Source organism: Nannocystis bainbridge (genome assembly GCF_028368995.1).
GTDB lineage: Bacteria > Myxococcota_A > Polyangia > Nannocystales > Nannocystaceae > Nannocystis > Nannocystis bainbridge.
This window is the reverse complement of the sequence record NZ_JAQNDL010000003.1, coordinates 1059435-1081528: the sequence shown is the minus strand read 5'-3', so window position 1 is coordinate 1081528 and position 22094 is coordinate 1059435. Positions and strand designations below refer to the sequence as shown.

The 22094-nt window shown below is 73.1% G+C and carries 12 protein-coding genes; 5 read left to right on the top strand and 7 right to left on the bottom strand.

Going from position 1 to position 22094, the window contains the following annotated elements:
- Positions 1-2: 2 nt before the first annotated feature.
- From tssC to POL25_RS29565, 3 genes are all read left to right on the top strand, one after another.
- Positions 3-1445: a type VI secretion system contractile sheath large subunit gene (gene tssC, locus POL25_RS29575; RefSeq protein ID WP_272089595.1), complete on the top strand. Its 1443-nt coding sequence runs from the start codon at positions 3-5 to the stop codon at positions 1443-1445.
- Positions 1446-1468: 23 nt separating this feature from the next.
- A complete protein-coding gene (gene tssA / locus POL25_RS29570) occupies positions 1469-3895 on the top strand; it encodes a type VI secretion system protein TssA (RefSeq protein WP_272089594.1) in 2427 nt (808 codons plus the stop codon).
- 275 nt (positions 3896-4170) lie between these two features.
- On the top strand, positions 4171-6582 hold the full coding sequence (locus tag POL25_RS29565) for a hypothetical protein (protein ID WP_272089593.1): 2412 nt from the start codon (positions 4171-4173) through the stop codon (positions 6580-6582).
- Positions 6583-6864: 282 nt separating this feature from the next.
- Here the strand turns inward: POL25_RS29565 and POL25_RS44580 are convergent, their stop codons facing one another.
- Both POL25_RS44580 and POL25_RS29555 read right to left on the bottom strand, forming a co-directional pair.
- Complete coding sequence (locus POL25_RS44580; protein ID WP_272089592.1) at positions 6865-9210, bottom strand: serine/threonine-protein kinase; 2346 nt, start codon at positions 9208-9210, stop codon at positions 6865-6867.
- Positions 9211-9245: 35 nt separating this feature from the next.
- Positions 9246-10391 carry a hypothetical protein gene (locus POL25_RS29555; RefSeq protein WP_272089591.1) on the bottom strand — a complete coding sequence of 382 codons (1146 nt, stop codon included), beginning with the start codon at positions 10389-10391 and terminating at the stop codon, positions 9246-9248.
- A gap of 178 nt (positions 10392-10569) precedes the next feature.
- On the opposite strand from POL25_RS29555, the gene POL25_RS29550 reads away from it, so the two are divergent.
- Positions 10570-11481: a hypothetical protein gene (locus tag POL25_RS29550; RefSeq protein WP_272089590.1), complete on the top strand. Its 912-nt coding sequence runs from the start codon at positions 10570-10572 to the stop codon at positions 11479-11481.
- A 216-nt stretch (positions 11482-11697) separates the two neighbouring features.
- Here POL25_RS29550 and POL25_RS29545 read toward each other — a convergent pair whose 3' ends face one another.
- The 4 genes from POL25_RS29545 to POL25_RS29530 form a co-directional block, all read right to left on the bottom strand.
- The gene (locus POL25_RS29545) at positions 11698-14844 is read right to left on the bottom strand and encodes an FG-GAP repeat domain-containing protein (RefSeq protein ID WP_272089589.1); all 3147 of its coding nucleotides are present in this window, start codon (positions 14842-14844) and stop codon (positions 11698-11700) included.
- 311 nt (positions 14845-15155) lie between these two features.
- Positions 15156-16196: a hypothetical protein gene (locus POL25_RS29540; protein ID WP_272089588.1), complete on the bottom strand. Its 1041-nt coding sequence runs from the start codon at positions 16194-16196 to the stop codon at positions 15156-15158.
- Positions 16197-16308: 112 nt separating this feature from the next.
- Positions 16309-16587, bottom strand: a complete 279-nt coding sequence (locus POL25_RS29535; RefSeq protein ID WP_272089587.1) for a hypothetical protein — start codon at positions 16585-16587, stop codon at positions 16309-16311.
- A gap of 110 nt (positions 16588-16697) precedes the next feature.
- Positions 16698-19805: a serine/threonine-protein kinase gene (locus tag POL25_RS29530; protein WP_272089586.1), complete on the bottom strand. Its 3108-nt coding sequence runs from the start codon at positions 19803-19805 to the stop codon at positions 16698-16700.
- Between the two features lie 244 nt (positions 19806-20049).
- Here POL25_RS29530 and POL25_RS29525 point away from each other — a divergent pair, with 244 nt between their 5' ends.
- Positions 20050-21180 (top strand): hypothetical protein, encoded by a 1131-nt coding sequence (locus tag POL25_RS29525; RefSeq protein WP_272089585.1) that lies wholly within the window; start codon positions 20050-20052, stop codon positions 21178-21180.
- A gap of 131 nt (positions 21181-21311) precedes the next feature.
- Here POL25_RS29525 and POL25_RS29520 read toward each other — a convergent pair whose 3' ends face one another.
- Complete coding sequence (locus POL25_RS29520) at positions 21312-21902, bottom strand: hypothetical protein (RefSeq protein ID WP_272089584.1); 591 nt, start codon at positions 21900-21902, stop codon at positions 21312-21314.
- Positions 21903-22094: the final 192 nt, after the last annotated feature.

The window sequence follows — 22094 nt, the reverse complement described above, 5'->3', positions numbered from 1 at the left end:
CCGTGGCCACCGTGCTCGAAGGACTGCTGGACAGCGTGCCCGAGAGCCAGCGCCCGCGGGTCCGCCAGGGCTTGAAGACGGTGCTCGCCGGGCTGGCCCGCGCGGCCGCCTGGCGCCAGCCGGAGCTGGTCGACGCCGTCCACGTCGACAGCATGATCGGCGAGCTCGATCGCCGGCTGTCCCGCCAGCTCGACCTGATCCTGCACCACCCGAAGGTGCAGGCGCTCGAGTCGGCGTGGCGCGGGCTGCGGTTCGTGGTCGAGCACGTGCGCGAGGGCGACAACACGTTCATCGAGCTGGTGAGCGTGACGAAGCAGGAGCTGGCGGACGACTTCGCCGACGCGCCGGAGATCCCGCAGTCGGGGCTGTACCGGCTGGTGTACTCGAGCGCCTACGCGACCTTCGGCGGCAAGCCGTACGGGCTCATCTCGGCCGACTACGACTTCGGCCCCGGCGCCGAGGACCTCGGGCTGCTGCGTCAGTGCGCCGCGGTCGCGGCGATGGCCCACTCGCCGTTCATCGCCAACGCCGCGGCCGGGTTCTTCGGCCTCGAGTGCCTCGACCAGATGCCACGCGTCCGCGACCTGCGGGCGATCCTCGGCGGCCCGCGCTACCGGCTGTGGCACGCCTTCCGCGACACCGAGGACGCGCGCTACGTCGGCCTGTGCCTGCCGCGGTTCCTGCTGCGCCTGCCGTACCGCGTCGACGGCGACCCGTTCATGGAGCTGCGCTACCGCGAGCGGGTCGAGGACGACCACGACCACTACCTGTGGGGCCGGGCCTCGTTCGCGTTCGCGGTGCGGGCGATCGACAGCTTCGCGCGCACGCGCTGGTGCGTGTACATCATCGGCTCGCGCGCCGGCGGGATGATCGAGGGGCTGACGCAGATCGGGTTCCAGTCGATGCCCGGGCTGGCGCCGCGCTGCCCGTTCGAGTGCCTGATCACCAGCCGCATCGAGCACATGCTCAGCGAAGAGGGCTTCATCGCCCTCGTCTACGACCGCGCCTCGGGCGGGGCGATGATCCACTCGGCCTCGTCGAGCCAGAAGCCGCGCCGCTACGCCGACACCGAGGAGGGCCGCGCGGCCCAGGCGTCGGAGCGGCTCGGCGCCCAGTTGCCTTACATGTTCCTGGTGTGCCGGCTGTCGCACTACATCAAGCGCGTGCAGAGCGAGCGGCTCGGCCAGTGGGACAGCCGCCAGACCTTGCAGAAGGAGCTGACCGACTGGCTCCGCGGCTTCGTGTCCGACGTCGAGAACCCGCACTGGGAGACGCGGGCCCGCAAGCCGCTGCGCAAGGCCTCGATCAAGGTCGAAGCGGTCGAGGGTCAGACCGGGTGGTACCGCTGTCAGCTGCTGCTGCAGCCGCACCTCACGCACAACAGCGCCTCGTTCACGCTGTCGCTGCTCGGTCGGCTCGAGAAGAACCAGGGCTCGCGCGAGTGAGCCGAGGGGAATAGGAGGTAGCCGTGGCGATCGCCGAGGTGTTCATCAAGGAGGCCGAGGCTCTGCTCGCGCCGATCTCCGCCGCCGAGCCGGGCGGCAAGAACCCCAACACCGACGAGCGCTACCAGGAGCTGCGGCTCGAGGTCGACAAGGAGAACTCGCCGATCGGCGAGGCCGTCGGCTGGCCGCGCGTCGAGAGCCTCGGCCGCGAGATCCTCGGCAAGGTCGCCAAGGACCTGCTCGTCGCCGCCTACTTCGGCTTCGCCCTGCAGAAGACCCGCGGGATCCACGGCCTCGCCGTCGCCGTCCTCGTCGTCGACGGCCTGTTCGACCGCTTCTGGGACACGATGTACCCGCCGGTCGCCCGCCTCAAGGGCCGCGGCACCGCGCTCAAGTGGCTGCTCGAGCACGCCGCCGCCGGGCTGCAGAGCTACACGCCGCAGGTGTCCGACCGCGCGGCGATCACCGCCCTCGTCACCGCCAGCAAGCAGCTCCGCGGCCGCGCCCGCGAGAAGCTCGGCGACCACGTGCCCTCCTTCAAGGAGTGGACCGACCTCCTCGACAGCATCCAGGCGACCCTGCCGCCCGAGCCCAAGGCCGAGGCGCAGCCCGAAGAGTCTTCGGGACAGGTCCCGTCGGACATGTCCCAACAGCCATCCGCCGCGCCCGCGGCCCCGCCGCCCGCCCAGGCCCCCGAGGCCGCCGCGCCGCCGCCGGTGGCCGCGCCGCCCGAGCCGCCGCCGAAGCCGACCCCGAAGGACATCGCCGGCCCGTGGCTGGTGCCGATCGTCGGCCCGAACCCGGCCGGGCGCGACCCGACCGAGTCGCCCGAGTACCAGACCCTGCTGGCCGAGGTCGACAAGCTGCAGTCGCCGACCGGCGGCGCGATCGACTGGGCGGCGATCGTGCGCGACGCCGACACGGTGCTGAAGACCCAGGCCAAGGACCTGCGGGTCGTGTGCCACCAGGCGCTGGCGCGCTTCAAGACGCGCGGCATCGCCGGCCTCGCGCTCGGCCTGGCGATCGTCGCCGAGGTCGCGGACACGTTCTGGGACACCGCGTTCCCGCCGGCGGCCCGCCTGCGCGGCCGCGCGGGGGCGCTGCGCGGGGTGCTCGACCAGATCGAGCCGGAGCTGGCGGCGTGGCAGCCGAAGCCGAGCGAGCGCGCGGCGATCGAGCAGCTCAAGGACAGCGCGACGCGGCTGCAGCAGGTGACGCGGGCCCGCTACGCCGACCAGGCGCCCAACCTGCGGCTGATGCTGCAGTCGATCGACCAGCTGCTGCTGACGATCCCCGCGCCCGAGCCGCCCAAGCCGGCCGCGCCGCCGCCACCGCCGCCGCCGCCGAAGGTCGAGGCCCCGCCGCCGCCGCCGCCGCAACAGCAGCAACAGCAGCAGCAGGCGCCGCCACCTGTCCCTCAGGCCAGCCCGGCCAAGCCGGCGCCGGTAATCGAGCCGCCCAAGACGGTGGCCGCCGCGCCGACGGCCGACCTGGCCGCGGTCGACCGGTTCCTGCGCAACACCGGCGAGGAGCTGGTCAAGCTGGGGCACGCGCTGCGGCGGGCCAAGACCAGCGACGCGCTGGCCTACCGGCTGCTGCGCTCGGGCCTGTGGATCTACATCGCCGCGCCGCCGCCGACGCGGCCCGACGGCAACACGGCGATCAACGGCCTGCCCGAGGGCGAACGCAACCGCCTCGAGGCGCTGATGAACGCCGGCAAGTGGGCCGAGCTGGTCGAGCACAGCGAGTCGCTGCTGCCGATGAACCGCTTCACGCTCGACCTGCACCGCTACAGCGTCGAGGCGCTGAAGAACCTCGGGGCCGATCACGACCCGGCGCTGCGCGGCCTGCTGGCCGAGGTCGGCGCCCTGCTGACGCGGCTGCCGAAGATCTTCGACCTGAAGGACAACTCGGGCGCGCCGCTGTGCAACGACGCGACCCGGACGCTGCTCGAGCGCGAGGCGCTCGGCGGCGGCGGCGGCGGCGGTGGCGGTGGTGGTGGCGGTGCGCCGGTGGCCGTGGCCGCGGGCGGGCCGGCGCAGATCGTGATCGCGGCGCCGGTGGCCAGCGGGATCGACGACGCCGCGATCGCGCAGATCAAGGGCCTGCTCCGCGGCAAGCGCGAGGAGGGCCTGCGCCTCGGAGCCGCGCGTGTGCAGTCGGCGGCCGGCGGCCGGTCCCGCTTCCTCCGCCGCGTCGAGCTGGCCGAGGCGTGCCTCGACGGCGGCGAGATGGGCCTGGCCCGCTCGCTGTTCGCCGGGCTGGTCGCGGAGATCGACGGGCAACAGCTCGAGACGTGGGAGCCGGAGCTGGCGGCCCGCTGCCTCGAGGGCCACGTCCGCAGCGCGCCGAAGGCCCAGCCGGCCGAGAAGGCGATCGTCGACGCGGCGCTGGCCCGCCTCGCCGGCCTCGACCCGGTCCGCGCGGCGGCGCTGGTGCCGAAGAGCTGAACGCGCTCGCTGTCCCCCGGGACAGGTGCGCGCCTCCGCCATGTCCGCGTTCGCGGGGAGTCGCCGCATGCGAGCGCTGCTCGCTCGCGGGTGCACGCGGCGCGTCGAGGGCGACCGAGGCCTCCGTCCCCCGGCGCCCGTCCACGATTCTTCATCACCTGTCCCTCGGGCCAGACGACCGCGCACGCGCGGGGTCGCGGCTTGACGTCGCCCGCCTCGTTGTCGACGATGCACCGATGCGAATGCATTGGAGTCCGTGGGTTTTGGTGGGTGCGGTGACGTGGGCGGCCGGATGCGGCGACGAAGGCAGCACCTCGGCGGGTTCCAGCACCGATGGCGATCCCACGGCCAGCGACCCGACCGGGAGCCCGGGCAGCACGACCGCGCTGCCCCTGACCACCGGCACGTCTCAGCCCGACACCGGCACGACCGAGCCCGTCGATCCGCCGACCGGCACCTCGACGGACCCGACCGCGACCACGGTCGAGACCACGGGTGACCCCGCCTGCGGCGGCTGCCCCGACAACTTCATCTGCAAGTACGAGACCTGCATCCCCGACCTCGGTCCTTGCCTCACCCACGACGATTGCCCCGGCGACTCCTACTGCGACGCCGACGGCGTGTGCATCCCCTACGACGTCCCCCCCTCCGTCATCAACGACCCCGACTGCACCAAGCCCCCGATCCCCGAGGGCGTCACCCCCACCCTGCAGTGCGAGTGGACGGGCACCGCCGCCGACGACCCGACCGCGGCCTCGAACCGCATCTATACCACCCCGTCGATCGCCGACCTTAACCTCGACAAGGACCCGGGCAAGCTCCAGCCCTCGATCATCGTCACCACCTTCCATGTCGCCAACGCCAACCGCCTCGGCACCCTCCGCGTGTTCGACGGCCGCACCTGCGAGGAGCAGATGCGCCTCGGCGGCGTCGACGAGCCCGACTTCAAGAACCGCCCGGCCTACGCCGCCACCTGGGCGGTCGGCGACCTCGACGGCGATGTCCCGCAGGGCGGCCACCCCGAGCTCGTCAGCTACCACCTCAACTCCGACGACGACGGCGACGAGGTCCGGCTCTACGCCGTGCGCATCGACTCCACGGTCGACGCGCCAGTGCTCGAGCGCATGTGGTACGGCCGCGACTGTGACAACAACGACATGGCGCTCTACTTCAGCAGCGGCAGCACCCTCGCCAGCCCGCTGCTCGTCGACCTCGACGACGACGACCGCCCGGAGATCCTCGTCGGCCGTCAGGTGTTCGACGCCGAGGGCTGCCTGCTCACCACCTGGCTGAAGAGCGAGGCCACCGGCATGGAGTACGCGGCCGACGTCGACCTCGACGGGCAGATGGACCTCGTGACCGCGCGCAGCGTCGCTGGCTGGGACGAGGTGACCACCGAGTGGGTCGAGAAGCCATGGTTCGTCGCCAACCCGATGCAACTGAACGGCTTCACCGGCGTCGCCGACGTCGGCCTCTACTCGAACCTCCCCGGCGTCGATCCGGCGCAGCAGCCCGAGGTCGTCGTCCTGTCGGCGCCCGGCGACAAGGGGCAGATCCGCGTGCAGACGCTCGACGGCGCCGTCGTCTGGGGCCCGATCGAGACCTACAAGACCGGCCCCGCCGACGATCCCGACGAGGGCGGCCCGATCACGATCAGCGACTTCGACGGCGACGGCCAGGTCGAGTTCGCCTCCGCCGGCGCCGAGCAGTACGTCGTCTACGACCCCGACTGCCAGGCGTCGCTCATGGGCATGAGCCCGCCCGAGCGCCCGGGCGGCACCTGCGAACGCGCCCCCGAGCAGGTGGCCAAGGACCTGCCCGACGGCGTCCTGTGGGCCCAGCCCTCGGACGACCAGTCGTCAAGGACCACGGGATCGTCGATCTTCGACTTCGACGGCGACGGCGACGGCGAGGCCGTCTACCGCGACGAGTGCTACCTCCGCGTCTACGACGGCAAGTCCGGCGCCGTCCTCTTCAGCACCCCGGCCTCGAGCGCGACCGGCCTCGACTACCCGACGATCGCCGACGTCGACGGCGACTTCGCCACCGAGATCATCGTCCCGCGCACCCCGGCCGGCGGCTGCCCGGCGACCGACCCGCTGTTCCCCGAGGGCGGCCCGTTCAAGGCCTCGACCGGCTTCGCCATCTACCGCGATCCGATGGACCGCTGGGCCAACTCCCGGCCGGTGTGGAACCAGCACGTCTACTCCGTCACGCACGTCACCGACGACGCCCGCGTCCCGCCGCGCAGCGAGTTCAAGAACAACTGGCAGACGCCAGGCCTCAACGACCTGCGCCAGAACAGCCAGGGCGACGTCGGCGCCCTGCAGATCGCCGACCTCACCGTCGAGCTGGCGGAGATCGGTGAGCTGTGCTCCTTCGGGGCCGGCGAGATCGAGCTGACCGCCGAGGTGTGCAACCGCGGCACCAACGCGGTCCAGGACGGCGTCACCGTCGCCTTCCTCGAGACCATGACCCTGGACCAGGACGTCAGCATGGCCACGGTCGTCTGCGAGGCCGCGACGACGATGCTGCTGCAACCCGGCCAGTGCGAGGTCGTCCAGTGCGTCGCCAACCTCGCCGGCACGGGCAACGTGTTCGTCGACGTCGACCCCGACGACAAGATCGCCGACTGCCACCCCGGCAACAACCTCGGCGCCGACGCCTTCCAGATCTGCCCGGGCTGAGCCGGGGCGGACATGACGGCCGAGCTTGACCCGGCGGAGCGTCGGCGGCGCTGCCCGGGTCGGGCGCGGTCACGCCGCGTGACGCGACCACCGGCGCCGGGGCCGAAGGGCGGAGCGGGGGAGGGTGTTCGAGAGGACATGCCCTGAGGGGCATGGGCTCACAGACATGTTTCTTTCGACATGTATGAAGGGACAGCCGAAGAGATCGGGTCCTCCGCGCGGTCCGGCGTCGCCCGCACGCGGCGCGGCCTTCACCTGGCGGGAAGATACAGGCATGGGCGGTCACAGCCGCAGCGCCAGGGTGACCTTCTGCGGCGCCGTGAGGGTGGGGAAGCGGGCCCGCTTGGCCGCCTCCTCGACGCAGTTGCCGAGGTCGGAGCCGCGGGCCGGCTTGTGGGCGGTCGCGCTGGTGACCTTGCCGGTGGTGCCGACCTCGACGTCGACCTTGTAGGGGGTCCCGGGGATCCCCAGCTCCGCGCACTCCTTGAGCGCGCCGGCCAGACCGGCCGTGGCCGCCTTGATCTCGGCGTCGCCGAGCGCGGCCAGCGGGCCCTGCGATTTCGGCGGGGCCTTGGCGATCGCGGCTTGCTTCGGCTCTTTCGGCTCCTTGGCCTTCTTCGCCGGCTTGCCCGCGGGCTCGGGCTCGGGCGGGATGTCCTCGGGGACAGGTTCGGCGAGCGGCGGCGATCCGACCGGCGGGGTCGTCGGCGGCTCGGCCGCGGGCGGGGTGTTCAGGGGCGCGGCCTCGGCCGGCTCGGACGGGGCGGCGGCCAACATCGGGGCTGGCTTTTCGGGCATGTCCGGAGAGCCAGACGGTCGGACCGCCATGAACACCGCCAGGCCGACGGCCGCGGCCAGGCCGACGGCCGCGAGCACGGGCCCGAGCAGGCGGCGCGGCGGCGGGGCCGGGACCACCTCGAAGTGGATGTCGAACGCCCCCGCGGCGTCGATCGCCCGGATCGCCGCCGCCAGCTCGTCGGCCGTCTGGAACCGCTGCTCCGGCTGCTTGGCCAGGCAGCGCAGGATCACCGCCTCCTGGCGCTCGCCGACCGGGTGGTTCGGGTCGACCTCGCTCGGCCGCGGCGGCGGCTGCTGCATGTGCATGCCCAGCACCGCCATGAACGCCTTGGCGCGGAACGGCAGGCGGCCGGTGAACATGCGGAACATCAGCACGCCCATCGCGTAGATGTCCGAGCGGCCGTCGAGCGGCTGGTCCTGGGCCTGCTCCGGCGACATGTACTCGGGCGTGCCGAGCAGCACCCCGGTCTGCGTCATCTCGTTGCCGGCCTCGCTGACGACCTTGGCGATGCCGAAGTCGAGCACCTTGACCAGCTCCTGCTCGTCCTGGCGGACGAGATAGATGTTGTCGGGCTTGAGGTCGCGGTGGACCACGCCGTGCGCGTGCGCGGCCGCCAGTGCGGCGCACACCTGCAGGATGATGTCGCGGGCGCGCTCCCACGGCAGCACGCGCTCGCGCTTGAGCACCGTCTTGAGGTCCTCGCCCTCGAGGTACTCCATGACGAAGAACGGCGCGCCGTGGTCGGTCTTGCCGAAGTCGGTGATGTCGACGATGTTCGAGTGGCGGACCCGCGAGGAGGTGCGCGCCTCCTGCATGAAGCGCTCGGCGATCTCCGGCTTGTCCTGCAGGTGGGCGTTGAGGGTCTTGATGGCGACCTTGCGGCCGATGTCCATGTGCTCGGCGAGGTAGACCTCGCCCATGCCGCCCTTGCCGAGGCGGTGGTGCACGCGGTAGCGGTCGGCCAGGACCTCGCCCTCGTGGATGGTCGCCGGCGCCGGCATCGGCGGGTGGCTGAAGCCCGAGGAGTTCGAGCCCGACATCCGCGTCGGCGTCTCGATCGCGGGCGCAGGCGCCGGCGATGCGATGGGCTCGATTTCGACGGCGACGGCCAGCTCGTCGGCGTCAGCGCTCGACGACGGCACATCTTCGCGCAGAGGGGCGACCAGCGCCGCGAGCGACGGGATCGCGGCGAGCGGCGCAGCGGAGGCGGCGAGGATCGAGGCCTCGGCGGTCGACGCGGTGATCTGGGCCGCGAGCGGCGTCGGGTCGACGGGCGGAGCGACGGGTGACGCGAGCTTCGGAGCCGGGGCGGCGAGCGTCGGTGCTGCGACGGGCGGCGCAGCGAGCGGTGCTGCGAGCGTCGGGGCAGCGAGTGGTGCAGCGAGCGTCGGGGCAGCGAGCGGTGCAGCGAGCGTCGGTGCTGCGACGGGCGACGCAGCGATCGGTGGCGCGAGCGTCGGAGTTGCGACGGGCCCAGCGATCGGCGCGGAGAACTTCGGGGCCGCGAGCGTGGGCGCGGGCACGGGCGCGGTGAACGTCGGCGGCGCGACGGCAGCGGAGCTCGTCGTGCTCGCCGGCGCGGCGACGGGAGCGGACAGCGGCGCGAGGCCCGGGGATCCCGGTCGTGGCGATCCGAGGGGCGGCGGCGCGGGCAGCTTGAACGTCGGCGGCGGCGCGAGCACCGGGGCGCGGGGCGCCGCTGCCGGGGCCGTGGGCGGCGCGGGGAACTTGAGCGAAGGCGGGCCGGGGGGCGGGCCAGGGACCGTGGGGGCAGGCGCGGCGACGGGCTCGGCCCCGGTCGCCGACGAGGGCTGCTTCTCGGCACTCACGTCGATCACGATACCGCAACGCCAGCCCGCGCCGCTCACGCCCCGCAGGCGACGCGCAGTTCGTTGCGGAACTCTTCCATCAGCGATTTGAACGCGGTGCCGCCCGGCACCACGTTGCACAGCGTGCCGAGCGCGTAGCGCTCCGGGGGCAGCGATTGGATGAAACCGCGCAGCTTCGGGGTGGTCTCGGTGCCGAAGCCGTCGGGCTCCTCGCTCGGGTTCCACGGGCAGGCTTGCTGGCCCATCTTGGGGTCCCCGAGCAGGCCGACCATGTAGAGGTCGTCGATCCCGGTCGGCTTGAGGTTGGCCAGCGAACCGGCCCAGAACGACTCGAAGATCTCTTCGGAGCCGTCGTGGCCCTGGGCGTCGTTGTTGTCGTCGTCCTCGTCGGCCACCAGGACCATGGTGAGGAACGCGCCCGGGCGGTAGAAGCCCTGGTTACAGCCGGGGTTGAGCGACGGGTCGAGCGCGCCGACTGTCGAGAACAGGGCGTCGACCGGGCGCTCGTCGTTGTCGCCGTCGGAGCCGATGTTGAACAGGCACTCGAGCGTGAGCGGCATGTCGAGGTCGGCCATGGTCGCGTAGGGCTTGCCCTCGGCGAGCACACAGGCGTTCTCGTTGTTGTCGGCGGACACCAGCGCGCCGATCTTCTGGCACTCGGGCGGGTTGTGCGGGTAGGCGTCGGTGGTGATCACCCCGAGGTGCACGCTGCAGGCCTTGCGCAGCTCGGGGATCATCTCGGTGCCGAAGGTGGTGATGAAGTCGAGCAGGATCAGGGTCTTGATCAACATGCTCGGCGAGTTGTCGGCGACGAACAGGATGTCGAGGTCCTTGCACCGGCCGATCCCGCAGCCGCCGCCGGTGGTCTCGTCCTCGGTGGTGGACGTCGTGCTGCTCGTCAGCGGCGTCAGCGTGGTGTCGCCGGTGGTCGTGGTCGTCGAAGTCGAGGTCGGCTCGACGGTGGTCGCGTCGCCCGCGGTGGTGGTCGAGGTCGGCGTCGCGGTCGCCGTCGAGGTCGAAGTCGGGCTGGTCTGCGCCGTCGGTCCGCCGCACACGCCGGCCTCGCAGCGCAGGCTCGGGCCGCAGTCGCTGTCGGCGGTGCAGGGCTGGCCGGACAGGAATCCGCCGGTGAAGCAGGCGCTGAGCGCGAGCGCCCAGGCGACGAGGAGCGGGCGCGCCATCGTCGGCAGTATCGACGAGGAAGTGCCGACGGTGCAACGTCCGCACGGACCTGTCCTAAAAGACACGCGGTCAACGTCCCGCCGGCGCGCTCGCGCGGAACTGAGCCTTGTCGCCGTGGCGGCCGCCGGCATAGTATCGAGGCCGCTTATGGCGATGGCGAGGCACGGGCGGCGATGCTTGGCCGCGGGGCTCGCGGCGGCGCTGACCCTCGCGGCAGCGGTGCCCGAGGCTGGCGCGGCTGCCCCCACGAAGGCGGGCGACGAGCTCAACGCGAAGATCAGCGCGCTCGCGCAGGAGGCGCAGACGCGCTTCGAGACGGCCGACTACGCCGGCGCGATCGAGCTGTGGACGCAGGCCTACGCGGCGCTGCCGAACGAGGCCGCGTACGACAAGCGGCGCAACGTGCTCGCCTACCAGATCGCCCAGGCGTGCGTCGAGGCGTACGAGCTCGACCCGCAGCTCGTGTACCTGCGCAAGGCCGAGCGGCTGTTCGACAACTACCTCAAGACGATCAGCGCCAAGGACACGACCACGACCGCCAAGGTGCAGGGCACGCTCGACGAGCTGCGGGCGAAGATCGCCGACGCCGAGGCGCGCGAGGCGGCCGAGAAGAAGGCCGCCACCGAGGCCGCGGAGGGCCGCGACGACGGCGAGGCCGAGGCCCGCCTTGCGGCCGAGAAAGCCAGCGCGTCGCGCGAGGCCGAGGCCCGGCGCGCGGCCGCCGAGCGCGAGGCCAAGCGCTCGCGCCGGCTCACGATCGCCGGCGGCGCGCTGACCGGCGCCGGCGCGATCGCCCTCGGCGTGATGGCCTTCGGCCTGGCCCGCGGAGCCCGCGTCGACCGCGACGGCGAGGCCGCCAAGGCCGACGGGGTCACCGACCCCACTGTTTATCGCGACCTGCTCGACCAGGGCACCGTCGCCAACACCCTGGCGATCGCCACCGCGGTGGCCGGCGGGGTGCTGGTGGTCACCGGCATCGGCCTGATCGGCGCCGGCGCGGCCGGCCAGCAGCGGGCCCGCCGCGAGCTCGGCCTGGCGCCGACCTGGCTGCGCGGCGGGGCCGGGCTCGTGCTGCAGGGCCGGTTCTGAGGGACATGCCCGAAGGGGCATGTCTGGAAGGGCATGTTCTCGAGGGCATGTTCTCGAGATCATGTCCTTGAAGACATGAGAAGACCGAGGCGCGGGGGCGGGGCGCCCCGCGAACGTGGCTCCGAGGACATGCCGACGCGGACACGCCCTTCGGAGGCGGGCGGCCGTCACCGGCGGCTGGTGCGGACAAAGATCTGGCCGATGTCCGGGCGGCCGTCACCGGCGGCTGGTGCGGACGACGATCCGGCCCTGGGTGTCCAGGCCGACGATGTCCGGGCGGCCGTCGCCGTCGATGTCGGGGAACTGGACCGCGGCGAGCTTCTCGTCGAAGAGCTCGATCGGCCTCGGCTCGCCGTCGCCGAGCGGCCACACATAGGTGGCGCCGGGCCCGGTGGTCACGAGGTCGTAGCGACCGTCGCCGTCAGCGTCGCCGACCTGCCGCAGCGCGCCCTCCACCAGCAGCTCGTGCTGCACGAGCGCGACCCGCCGGGCGGGGTCGCCGTCGACGTGGCGGTAGACCGTCGTGCCCTCGTGCGAGACGAGCTCGACGCGCCCGTCGGCGTCGCGCGGGCCGAACAGCGCCGTGGTCCCCGGCAGCGCCTGCGGCTCGGTCCACGAGCGCGGCCCCTGGGACCGGAGCAGCAGGGATGGGTGCTCCACGGGCGCGCGGATCAGCAGATCGAGCCCGCCGTCGCCGTCGACGTCGCCGACCTCGAGCCCGCCCCGCTTGAGCCCGGGCACCGCCGCCACCGGCTGCCACGGGGCGAACTTCAGCCGCTCGGTGCCGTACGCGACGTACAGGATCACCTGCTCTTCCGGCTCGCGGGCGTACGCGAGCGCGAGGATGTCCGGCAGGCCGTCGTCGTCGACGTCGTCGATCGCCAGGTCCTCGGCGCGCTCGAGCGAGTGGAGGAAGTCCAGGGACGCGTACTTGCCCGCGGGTTCGCGGCCGACGTCGTGGATCCGGACCCAGTAACCGCTGGCCGCCGAAAGCACCTCGGGCAGGCCGTCGCCGTCGAGATCGCCGATCGCGAGCCCGCGGTTCTCGCTCCTGCCGTTCTCGCCGTCGCTGCGGTCCAGGCGGGCGTCCTCGCTGCCCCACACCACCGCCACGCCGCCGCTCTCCAGCCGGCACGCGGTCACGAGGTCGTCGTGGCCGTCCCCGTCGATGTCGGCGGACGCGAGCTCGGCGACCGGCCCGAGGAAGTTGAACGGCTGGTCGGCCTCGGCCGGGCGCATGACGTCGCGGAGCAGGTGGATCCGCAGCCCGGCGCCTCCGAGCGTGACCATGTCGAACTGCGCGTCGGGTCGGGCCGCCAGCTCGATCACGGCGCCGCCGGCGATCGCCACAGGGGCCTGCGAGTCGTCGAACTGGCCGTCGCCGAGCCCGCGCCGGAAGCCGTAGCTGTAGCTGCCGAGCGCGACCGAGTCGAGCCGGCCGTCGCCGTCGAGGTCGCGCAGGTGGGTCGGCACGCCGAGCTCGGACGACACGGTCGCTGTCGGCGCGTCGTCGGCCAGCCCCGACACCACCACCGCGCCCTCGGACGACGAGGCCACGACCTCCGGGGCGCCGTCGCCGTCGAGGTCCCCCACCGCCAGGCGATCGATGTAGAACTTCTCCGCGGGCACGCCCGACAGCGCCGCGAGGTCGTGCTCGGCGCCGAGGCTGTAACCGTCGCCGTCGGGGCTCGCGTGCACCAGCACGATCGCACCGTCGCGCTTGCCCAGGATCAATGGTTCGTCGACGCCGTCGTCGTCGAAGTCGACTGCGAGCACCCGGGCGGCGGCGAGCCCCTCGCCGAGCACACGCTCGTCAAGCAGATGGCCGTCGCCGGTGAATCGCAGCAGCACCGCCGGAGCGAGCACCGCCGGCAGGACGGCGTGGTTGGCGGCCACGGCGACCACGACGGCCGGCGTGTCCGGCCCCGTGCGCAGCGGCGTCAACTCGCGCGCCGTCGCATCCACCATCTCGGGCGCCTGCGGCGGCGCTGGCCCGAGCTCGCCGCCCATGGCGACGGCCAGCCATTGCTCACCCATCACGAGGACGTCGGGGCGGCCGTCGCCGGTCAGCTCGGCGATCGTCAGCGCCCACGTCGTCGAGCTCGACCACGAGGTGATTTTTTGCAGCCCGGGCTCGGCGCGGCCGCTGAACACCCCGACCTGCCCCGCTCCCGCGGCGACGACGTCGAGCAGGTGATCGCCGTCGAGATCGCCGGTCGCCAGCACCCGCTCGTCATCGGTGACGTGGATATCCCCCGCCTGCCCGATCTCGACCGGCAGCCGGCCGCGGGCGTACGCGTAGGGCGTCACGAACCCCTCGCCGCCGACGAGCAGCCCGCTGTCCGTGCCGCCGCCGACCCAGGTCGACTCGCGGTGCAGCATCACGTCGCTGTGCCCGAGCCAGGTCGCGCCCTTGCCGAACCAGGTGGTGAGCACGCTGCCGCCCGGGACGCTGACGCCGGCCAGGCCCGCGGCGGTGACCGGCGCCGCCGCCAGCCCGGCGCCGCTCAGCTGCGTGGCGCCGAACGGCAGCGAGATGGGGCTCGAGAACCGGCCCGCGCCGTCGTTGCGGTGCAGCTCGACGGCCTCTATGGAGCCGCGCGTGAGCGCGTCGAGGTCGCCGTCGCCGTCGTGATCGGCGAGCACCACCGTCGTCATGTCGTCCGGAGCCGGGCTCGCGCGCCGAGGCTTCAGCGTGCCGTCGCCGCCGCCGCGCAGCACTTGCAGCGCCGCGCGACCGAGGACGACGACGTCGAGGTGCGCGTCGCCGTCGACGTCGCCGAGCGCGAGCCCGGTGGGGAACTTGCCGGCGGGGTAGGTCCGCATGTCGCCGGTCCGTGGATCGATCACCGCGACCGTGCCGAGCTGGCGCATCGTCACGACCAGCTCGCGCCGGCCGTCGCCGTCGAGATCGCCGCTGACGAGCCCGGACGGGGCATCGGCCAGCAGGATGTCCCGCCGTCGCTCGAGCCGCCCGTCGCCGTCGAGGCCGAAGATCGCCACTCGCTGCGCGCCAGGGAACAGCACCGCGAACTCGCGCTCCAGCGCCACGACGGGCCCCGGGATCTCCTCGAAGGTCACGCTCGAGCGCCGGCCGCCGCGGCTGCCGACGACGAGCTGCCGCCCCAGATGGTCGCCGGTCGCGACCATCTCGACCACGCCGTCACCGTCGAGGTCGACCGCGACGGCGCCCGTGACCCGGGTGGCGAGCTGGAGCCCGCGCGCTTCGCCGGCGCACAGGGCCGCGAGCGACCCGCACGCGTCGTCTCCCCCGCAGCCGCCCGTCAGCACCGCGAGGGCCGCGATCGTGGCGCGGCGCGAAAACGAGAGCAGGCGGGGCGACCGGGCCGTGCGAAGCGCCATGGGCCCGATGAAGGTGCATGCCGGCATCACCGCGCGCAAGCGTTCGCTGCAAACGCCGTCCGGAGCCGGTGGGTGAGCCTCTGCGCGGCGAGGCTGCGAGGATCGACGGAGCTCGGGGGCGGCTCGCCGGCATCGGGGAGGCGAGCGCGAGGCGTCGCTCGTCGTGATTCCATGGACATGTCCGAGAGGCCATGTGAATCGTCGCCGGCGGGGTCATGGGACTCGATGCAATCGATCATGCGTCACATGTCCTGATGGACATGTGACACATGGCGGCGGGCCTCTGATTAAACATGTCCGAAGGGACATGCTCAGAGCCGGCGGCGGGGTCGGCCGGGGCGGCCGCCGGGCTGGGACACGCGGCGGGCCAGGCTCTCCATGAAGGTCTCGTCGGCGAGGTCGGGGTCGCGCTCGCGCAGGTGGGCGAGGAAGGCCTCGATGTCGGGCTTGTCGCTGCCCTGCTGCAGGCCGTGCATCACCCCGAGCAGCATGCGTTCGCTGCGGAGGCGCTCCTCGTCGAGGCGGCGGCGCAGGACGATCGCGCGACCGAACAGGATCGCCAGCACCAGGACCACCGCGCCGAGCCCCCACGCCACGAGCGCGCTGAGCTGCATGCCCTTGTGGAGCAGCCCGTCGAGGCGGCTCCAGAAATCGACCTGGAACTGCCCGGCGCGCTCGCGGAAGCGCAGCTCCTCGAGGCCGTCGTGGCCGCCGATCACGATCTGGTGCGTCACCTCGCGCGCGGCCAGAGCCAGCGCCGGGGTCAGCTCGGTCGCCAGCGCCTGGCGCAGGCTCGGCGCGACGTCGCGGGCGATCATCGTGCGCAGGCTCGGGCCGAGATCGTCCTCGATCACCGCGCGCACGGCCGGGCCGAGCTGGTGGCGCAGGCCGCGGCCGGCCGACTCCATCAGGCCGTCGACGGTCGCCTGCGTCAACGACTGGGCCAGGGCGCGCATGTCCTGACGTGTCTCCGGGGACAGGCCGGCGGCCAGTACCTGGGCGACAGCGTGGCGGGCGGCCTCGGCCGCGGCCGGGCCGAGGTCGCTGCGCAGGCTGCGAGCGGCGGCGCCGGCGACGGCCTCGATGTATTTCGTCGAGGCCTCGCGCAGCTCGGCCTGGCGGGCGTCGTCGGTCACCGCGTCGACGACGCCGCCGACCATCGACTTGCTGAGCTCGCGCGCGGCGTGCTGCACCTGCGGGTCGAGCATCAGGCGCTCGATGCGGCGCTGCGACTCGGGGTCCTCGAAGAAGCCGACGCCCTCGTCGAGCGCGGCAGGGACCATGCGACGGGTGAGGCTCTCGGCACAGCCGCAGAGCAGGAGGCCCAGGAGGACGCCGATGCGAGCGCGCATGCCCGGTTCATGCGCGAGGCGGCGGCGGTCGTCGGCGATCGGCGACGTGACGGACGCGCGGGCCAGGGCTCGCGCGTCCGTCACGGACGCGGGGTCGCGGCGAGGGGGCCGCTCACGGCTTGCCCTGCGTATCCGTACCGCGCCGGCGGATCTCACGCGGATCGAAGGCGTCGAAGCCGAGGTCGCGGTGTCCGTCGTTCTGGCGGTCGCGGTTCGGCTGCAGCTGACTCGGCCGGACGTCGTGCGGCTCACCGCCCTGGTGGCCCTTTTGGCCGTCCTCGCGGGTACGAGGGGTGTCGCTGGGGTTGACCTGGTTCAGGCCGGTGTTCGGTCCGCCACGGTCACGATCGGTGTCGTCGTGCGAGGGTTTGGTTCGCTTGTGCGGGTCCATGTCCGAACCGTGACTTGCTCGGGTGGAGAGTCAAGGCGAGCGAGGTGACGACGCGACGAGGTTCGCGGGTCGAGCATGGATGACTCCGCTGCGCGCGTGGGGCGGTGCGTTCACTCGCCGTGCTCGGCCAGCCAGGCCGTGACGGCCTCGGCCGCCGCGTCGCGCGAGCGGGCGCGCAGGGCCGCGAGGGCGCGCCGGGCCGCCTCGCGTGCGGCGGTCGGAGCGGCCGCGGCGTCGCCGGTCAGCGCCCGCGCCGACGCGAAGCGGGCCTGGGCGAGCGGCGTGTAGTCGGGCTCGGCGACGGCCTCGTAGATCGACTCCGCCTGCTTCAGCCACGTGAGGGCCGCCGCGAACTGGCGCTGCTGCAGCGCCAGCTCGCCGAGCGCGAGGCGGACCTCGGCGTGCTCGAGGTTGCGGGGCGGCAGCACTCGATCGAGATCCTCGCGCGCGGCCAGCAGCTCGCGCTCGGCGTCCGCCGGCGCGTCGAGGCGCGCGCGCAGCTTGCCGAGCTCGAGCGCGACCGCGGCGCGACGACGAAGGTCGCGGGGGGCTGTCGCCTCGGCGAGGGCCTCCTTCACCCGCTCGAGCGCTTGCACGGCCGCGCCGGCGCGACCGAGCGAGCCGAGCGCGCGGCCGTGGGCCAGCAGGAAGTCCTGATAGTTGAAATCGTGGAGGTCGAGCGGCCGCGTCACCAGGGCCAGCGCCGCGTCGCTGGCAGACTGCATCGCGGCTGGATCGCCGGTCGCCGCGGCCGCGCGCATCAGCTCGAGCCAGTAGAGGAAGTTGAAGTGCTCCGGGCTGGTCTGGCGCGCCGCCTCGAGGTCGCGCCGGGCCGCCGCCGCGTCGCCGTCGGCGAGCGCGATCATCCCGGCGACCGCGAGGGCCAGCTTGCGATACTCCTTGCTGGCGACGACCCCCAGGTTGCGCAGCAGCGGCCGCAGGACCTCGAGCGCGGCGCGGGGTCGGCCCAGGCTCTGCAGGTTGAGCGCGAGCACCACCTCGAACAACGTGCGCTCCGCTTGCTGGCGCCCGAGGATCTCGTCCGAGAGGGCGATCGCCCGCGCGAGGATCGGCTGCGCCTGCTCGTAGCGGCCCTCCTCGCGGTGCATCAGGCCGACGTTGAAGAGCATGCCGATGCCCTGCGGCGTGGCCAGGCGCCCGTGTCGCTCGCGCAGCGCGACGGCCTGCTCGGACAGCCGCAGCGCCTCGGCCCAGTCGCCCGCGGTCGCGTGGATCGTGCCGGCGTAATTGAGGTACTCGCTGTAGAGCTCGACGTCGTGCTGCACGCGGCGGTTGAGCGCGGTGATGAGCGGCAGGTCGGCCAGCGCCTGGGCCGGTCGCTCGAGCCGGACGGCCCGCAAGAAGCCGCGGCGCGAGCTCGTCTGGGCCGCGACCGGTCCGTGGCCGGTGGCCAACGCGGCCCACAGCGCGGCGTCGAACGAGCGCTCGGCCGCGGCCGAGTCGCCGCCCTGCATCTCGAGGCTGCCGCGGCGCAGGTGGGCCTCGGCCAGCAGTGGTTCGAAGCCGGCCGCCTCGACGTCGGCCAGCACGTCGCCGACGATCTGCAGCCCGCGGTCCTGCTGCCCGGTGTGCTCGTAGACCTGCGCCCGCGCCAGCGCCTCGCGGTGCCGCTGGACCCGCACGCGCAGCAGCGGATCCGCGGGCGGGGCGATCGCGGCGGTCAGGACGGTGATGTCGGCGCAGGCGTCGAGCGGCGGCAGGTGACCGACGGCGGCTCGCAGCTCGGCGAGGCGGCTGGCCTCGGCCGTGGCGAGCGCTTCGACGGTGGCCGCGAGGCCGGCGCGGCGCTGGTCGAGGCACGAGGTCCGCAGGTCGAACATGTGAGCCGACTGGCGACCGAGCGCGTGGTCGATGCAGGCGTCGTTGCGCATGCGCGACCACGCGTCGGCGTAGCGCTCCAGCTCCGGCTCGACGAGCCCGAGCACCTCCCCGGCGCGCGGCGAGCCGGTCGCCGCGATCGCGTCGCGCACCGCCTGGGCGCGGTCCTCGTCCCAGATCCCCGCCAGCTCGGCGCGCGCGTCGGGGCAGGGCGCGAGCGCCGAGCCGCCGGCGAAGTAGATGCCGACCGCGCCGGCGACCGCGGCCGTGCCCAGCAGCGCGCCGACGCGGCGGTAGAGCGCCGCCGGGTCGCGCTGCAGCGCCGCCAGCAGCTCGGTCATCGAACCGAACCGCCCGGCCGGCGCGGCCGTCAGCCCGCGCCGCAGCGCCTTGAACACCCGCGCCGGCACCGGGCTGCGCGGCGGCGGCGGGATCACGCGGCCGTCCAGCACGTCCTCGATGCGCACGCCGAAGTTGTCGGTCGCGAACGGCAGCCCGCCGTAGAGGCACTGATAGAGCGCGACGCAGAAGCTGAACTGATCGCTCGCCGCAGTCGCCGGCAGGCCGGCGCGCTGCTCGGGGGGCATGTACGCCGGCGTCCCGAGCATCACGCCCGTGCGCGTGAGCGGCCGCTGCAGCAGCGCCCCGGGGCTCGGCGGCAGCGGCTCCGCTTCGTCTTCGGCGCTGTCCTGGCCGCGCGCGAGGCCGAAGTCGAGCACCTTGACCCGCCCGTCCTCGTCGATCATCACGTTCTGCGGCTTGAAGTCGCGATGCACCAGCCCGGCCCGGTGCGCCGCCTCGAGCCCGCGCCCCGCCTGCACGAACGCGGCGACGACCTCGCGCCAGCTGCGAGGTTGCGCGGTCCAGGCGTCGAGGGTGGCGCCGCGGATGAACTCCATGGCGACGTAGACCTGCTCGCCGGCCTGCCCGACCTCGAACGCGGTGATGATGTTGGGGTGTGACAGGCGGGCCATCGCCTGCGCCTCGCGCAGCAGGCGGACGCGCGACAGCTCGGGGTCGCGGACGCGCGCGAGGTGCAAGATCTTGACGGCGATCTTGCGGTCGAGCTGATCGTCGAAGCAGGCGTACACCACGCCCATACCGCCCTCGCCGAGCAGCTTGAGCACCGTGTAGCGGCCGATCCGGACCGGCTGCGCGCGGCGGGGGAACAGCGCCCGGCGCATCAGATCCTTGCCGAGCGGATCGCCGAGGCCGGGCGGCGGCGAGGCCAGGCCGACGGTCCCGGAGCGGTCGTCGAGCTCCGCGAGGGTGGGCGACGGCGTGCTCGCCGCGGACGCCGAATGCTCGAGCGTATCGGCGACCATGGTGTCCGAGCCGACCGAGACGCGCGAGCCCGGGCTGTCGTCGTCACGCACCATGAAGCTGCCGCGAGGCCGCCCATGATGGCGGCAACTGGCGCAGGCACACAAGCGTGGATCGCCCGCGGTCGCGGAGGGCTTTTTGTCCGGCGTCGCGGCTGGATTTCCGATCGGCGTCCGTCCGGATTCTTCGCGCGGCCGCAATTGACCGGGCCGCTCGCGGCACTGTTCGGGCAAGGGGCCGCGCTCGCGGCGCGAACCCGGCCGCCTGACCCATTGCTCGGACCTGGATTGAGACACTGCCATGCGTACCTCGGTTTTTCTGTCGTCGCTCGTATTGACCACCCTGATCGCCGCCGCGTGCGACGAGGAGCCGGGCCTCTCCGAGCTCGAGGCTGACGAGCCGGTCGCCTTCCGCTGCGGCACGCCGTGCCTCAACTCGCCGTACCTCGGCGTCTACGACATCACCAACCAGTCGTACCGCCACGACGTCGAGGCGGACAGCCCTGACGGCGCGTACAGCATGCAGTGGCACACCGGGACGATCGGCGGCGCCACGATCAGCTCGATCAACGTCAGCGTCGACGGCGTGGCCACCGTCGCGACCTCGACCGGCGCGACGGTCCCGATCGTCGGCGCCCGCTTCGACCTCGAGATCAACGACGGCGCGGCCACCACGAACGGCAAGATCTGGTTCGCGACCGGGAGCTCCTCCGCAGGCGACGAGGCCCCGAGCTTCAACGTCACGCGCTACGACATCCGCACCAACATCGACCCCGGCCCCGGCCACCCGGCCCACGTCGCCCACGGCGAGACCTGGTACAGCGTGTGCCCGATCACCCCTGGCGGCATCAACAACGCGGTGCTGTTGTCACACACCCATGCCAACGCCAACGGCTCCATCGGCTCGGTCGTCTCCGACAGCACCGAGTTCGTGATCGCCTGCGACGGCCACGCGCTGGCGAAGGGCGTCACCGAGCTCAACGTGGTCCCGCGCTCGGGCCACGCGCGCAGCTACGGCCACGCCCGTTACAGCTCGCTGGTCCAGGGCTGGCAGGCGATCTTCGCCGGCGCGACGCGGACCTACCTGGGGGCCAAGGTCGGCGTGGTCGACACCGCCAACAGCCCGCCGCTGTTCGACACCGTGGGCCCGATCCCGCTGCCGCCGCCGGTCCTCGGCCAGTACGAGTGGATCCTCGAGTCCGTGTACAAGGACACCGGCAACGTGAGCCGCGGCGCGCGCTGCAAGTTCACCAGCCACCCGCTGCGCCCGGGCGGCGAGCACCGCAACGCGGTCTACGACCCGCCCGTCGCCAACCTGGCGGGCTGGAGCAGCCTGCCGGAGTGCAGCGGCAACCTGTCGCAGTTCGGCGACGCGGCGTTTTATACCATCTCGCACATGATCTACAACGGCAGCGGCGACCCTCAATCGTAGCAGGAGGCAGGACGCCTGCCGAAGCGGCCGGACCGGCTCGAGGTCCGGCCTTTCGTTTTTTTAGAATGCGCAGAGAAGGTCGACGCGGTCCCGCTCGAGTCGCTCCACGAAGGTCACGACGGAGTCGTGAGTCACTGGATCGCCAGGACCCACAGCGTCGGGCCGTCATGACGGGCGCCTTGCGGCGCCAGCTCGACCTCGCGGGCGACGATCTGCTGCGGCTGACCGGGGCGAGCGTCGTCGGGGGCATTGGCGAGCTGGTACGTCGCGCCACCCTCGACGGTGAACACGCGGTGGGGTTCGTCGCCGGGCTCGTCGGTGAAGGTGCCGCGCAGGGACTTCTCGGGGCCGACGGAGATCACGAAGGGAGCGGTGAGGGCCCGGGAGGGATCGACGAGCGCGAGGGTGTGCACGCGCAGGTGCGGGCGCAGGAGGGCCTGGCCCTCGGGGGTGTAGGGCTCGCCGGTGACGCGCACGCGCTGGTCGGCGAACGCGGCGAGCCAGGGCTCGGGCTGGTAGGAGACGACCCATGCCTCGCCGTCGTCGGGCTGGAGCAGGACGCCGTGGAACTGCTTGCCGTGGGGGTCGTTCGCGAGCTGGACGGTCGCGGTGAATTCGCGGAGAGCGTCGCTCGCGGGTGGGACGGGTGTCGCGGGTGCCGGGCTGCAGGCAGGGGCGAGCAGCAGGGCGAGCGAGAGGCCGAGGCGGAGTGAACGTGGCACGTCGGCCGGGACGATAGCCGATTCGTGGCCGCGGACCGTGAGCAGCCGGGCGACATCGAGGTCAGGCGTGCACCACGCGCGAGGCGGGCCCGCCCTGGCGCTTCGCCGGTCCGCCTGATGTTGGTGGCGACGGCGTCGCGGCGGGACCGAGCGATCGATGACGGCCGCGCGCACCGTGGGCGGCCTTTCGCT

Excerpts from the sequence above, each read along its gene's own strand:
- POL25_RS29555 (WP_272089591.1), bottom strand. The coding sequence starts at position 10,391 with ATGGCGCGCCCGCTCCTCGTCGCCTGGGCGCTCGCGCTCAGCGCCTGC.
- POL25_RS29545 (WP_272089589.1), bottom strand. The coding sequence starts at position 14,844 with ATGGCGCTTCGCACGGCCCGGTCGCCCCGCCTGCTCTCGTTTTCGCGC.
- POL25_RS29540 (WP_272089588.1), bottom strand. The coding sequence starts at position 16,196 with ATGCGCGCTCGCATCGGCGTCCTCCTGGGCCTCCTGCTCTGCGGCTGT.
- POL25_RS29535 (WP_272089587.1), bottom strand. The coding sequence starts at position 16,587 with ATGGACCCGCACAAGCGAACCAAACCCTCGCACGACGACACCGATCGT.
- POL25_RS29530 (WP_272089586.1), bottom strand. The coding sequence starts at position 19,805 with ATGGTGCGTGACGACGACAGCCCGGGCTCGCGCGTCTCGGTCGGCTCG.
- POL25_RS29525 (WP_272089585.1), top strand. The coding sequence starts at position 20,050 with ATGCGTACCTCGGTTTTTCTGTCGTCGCTCGTATTGACCACCCTGATC.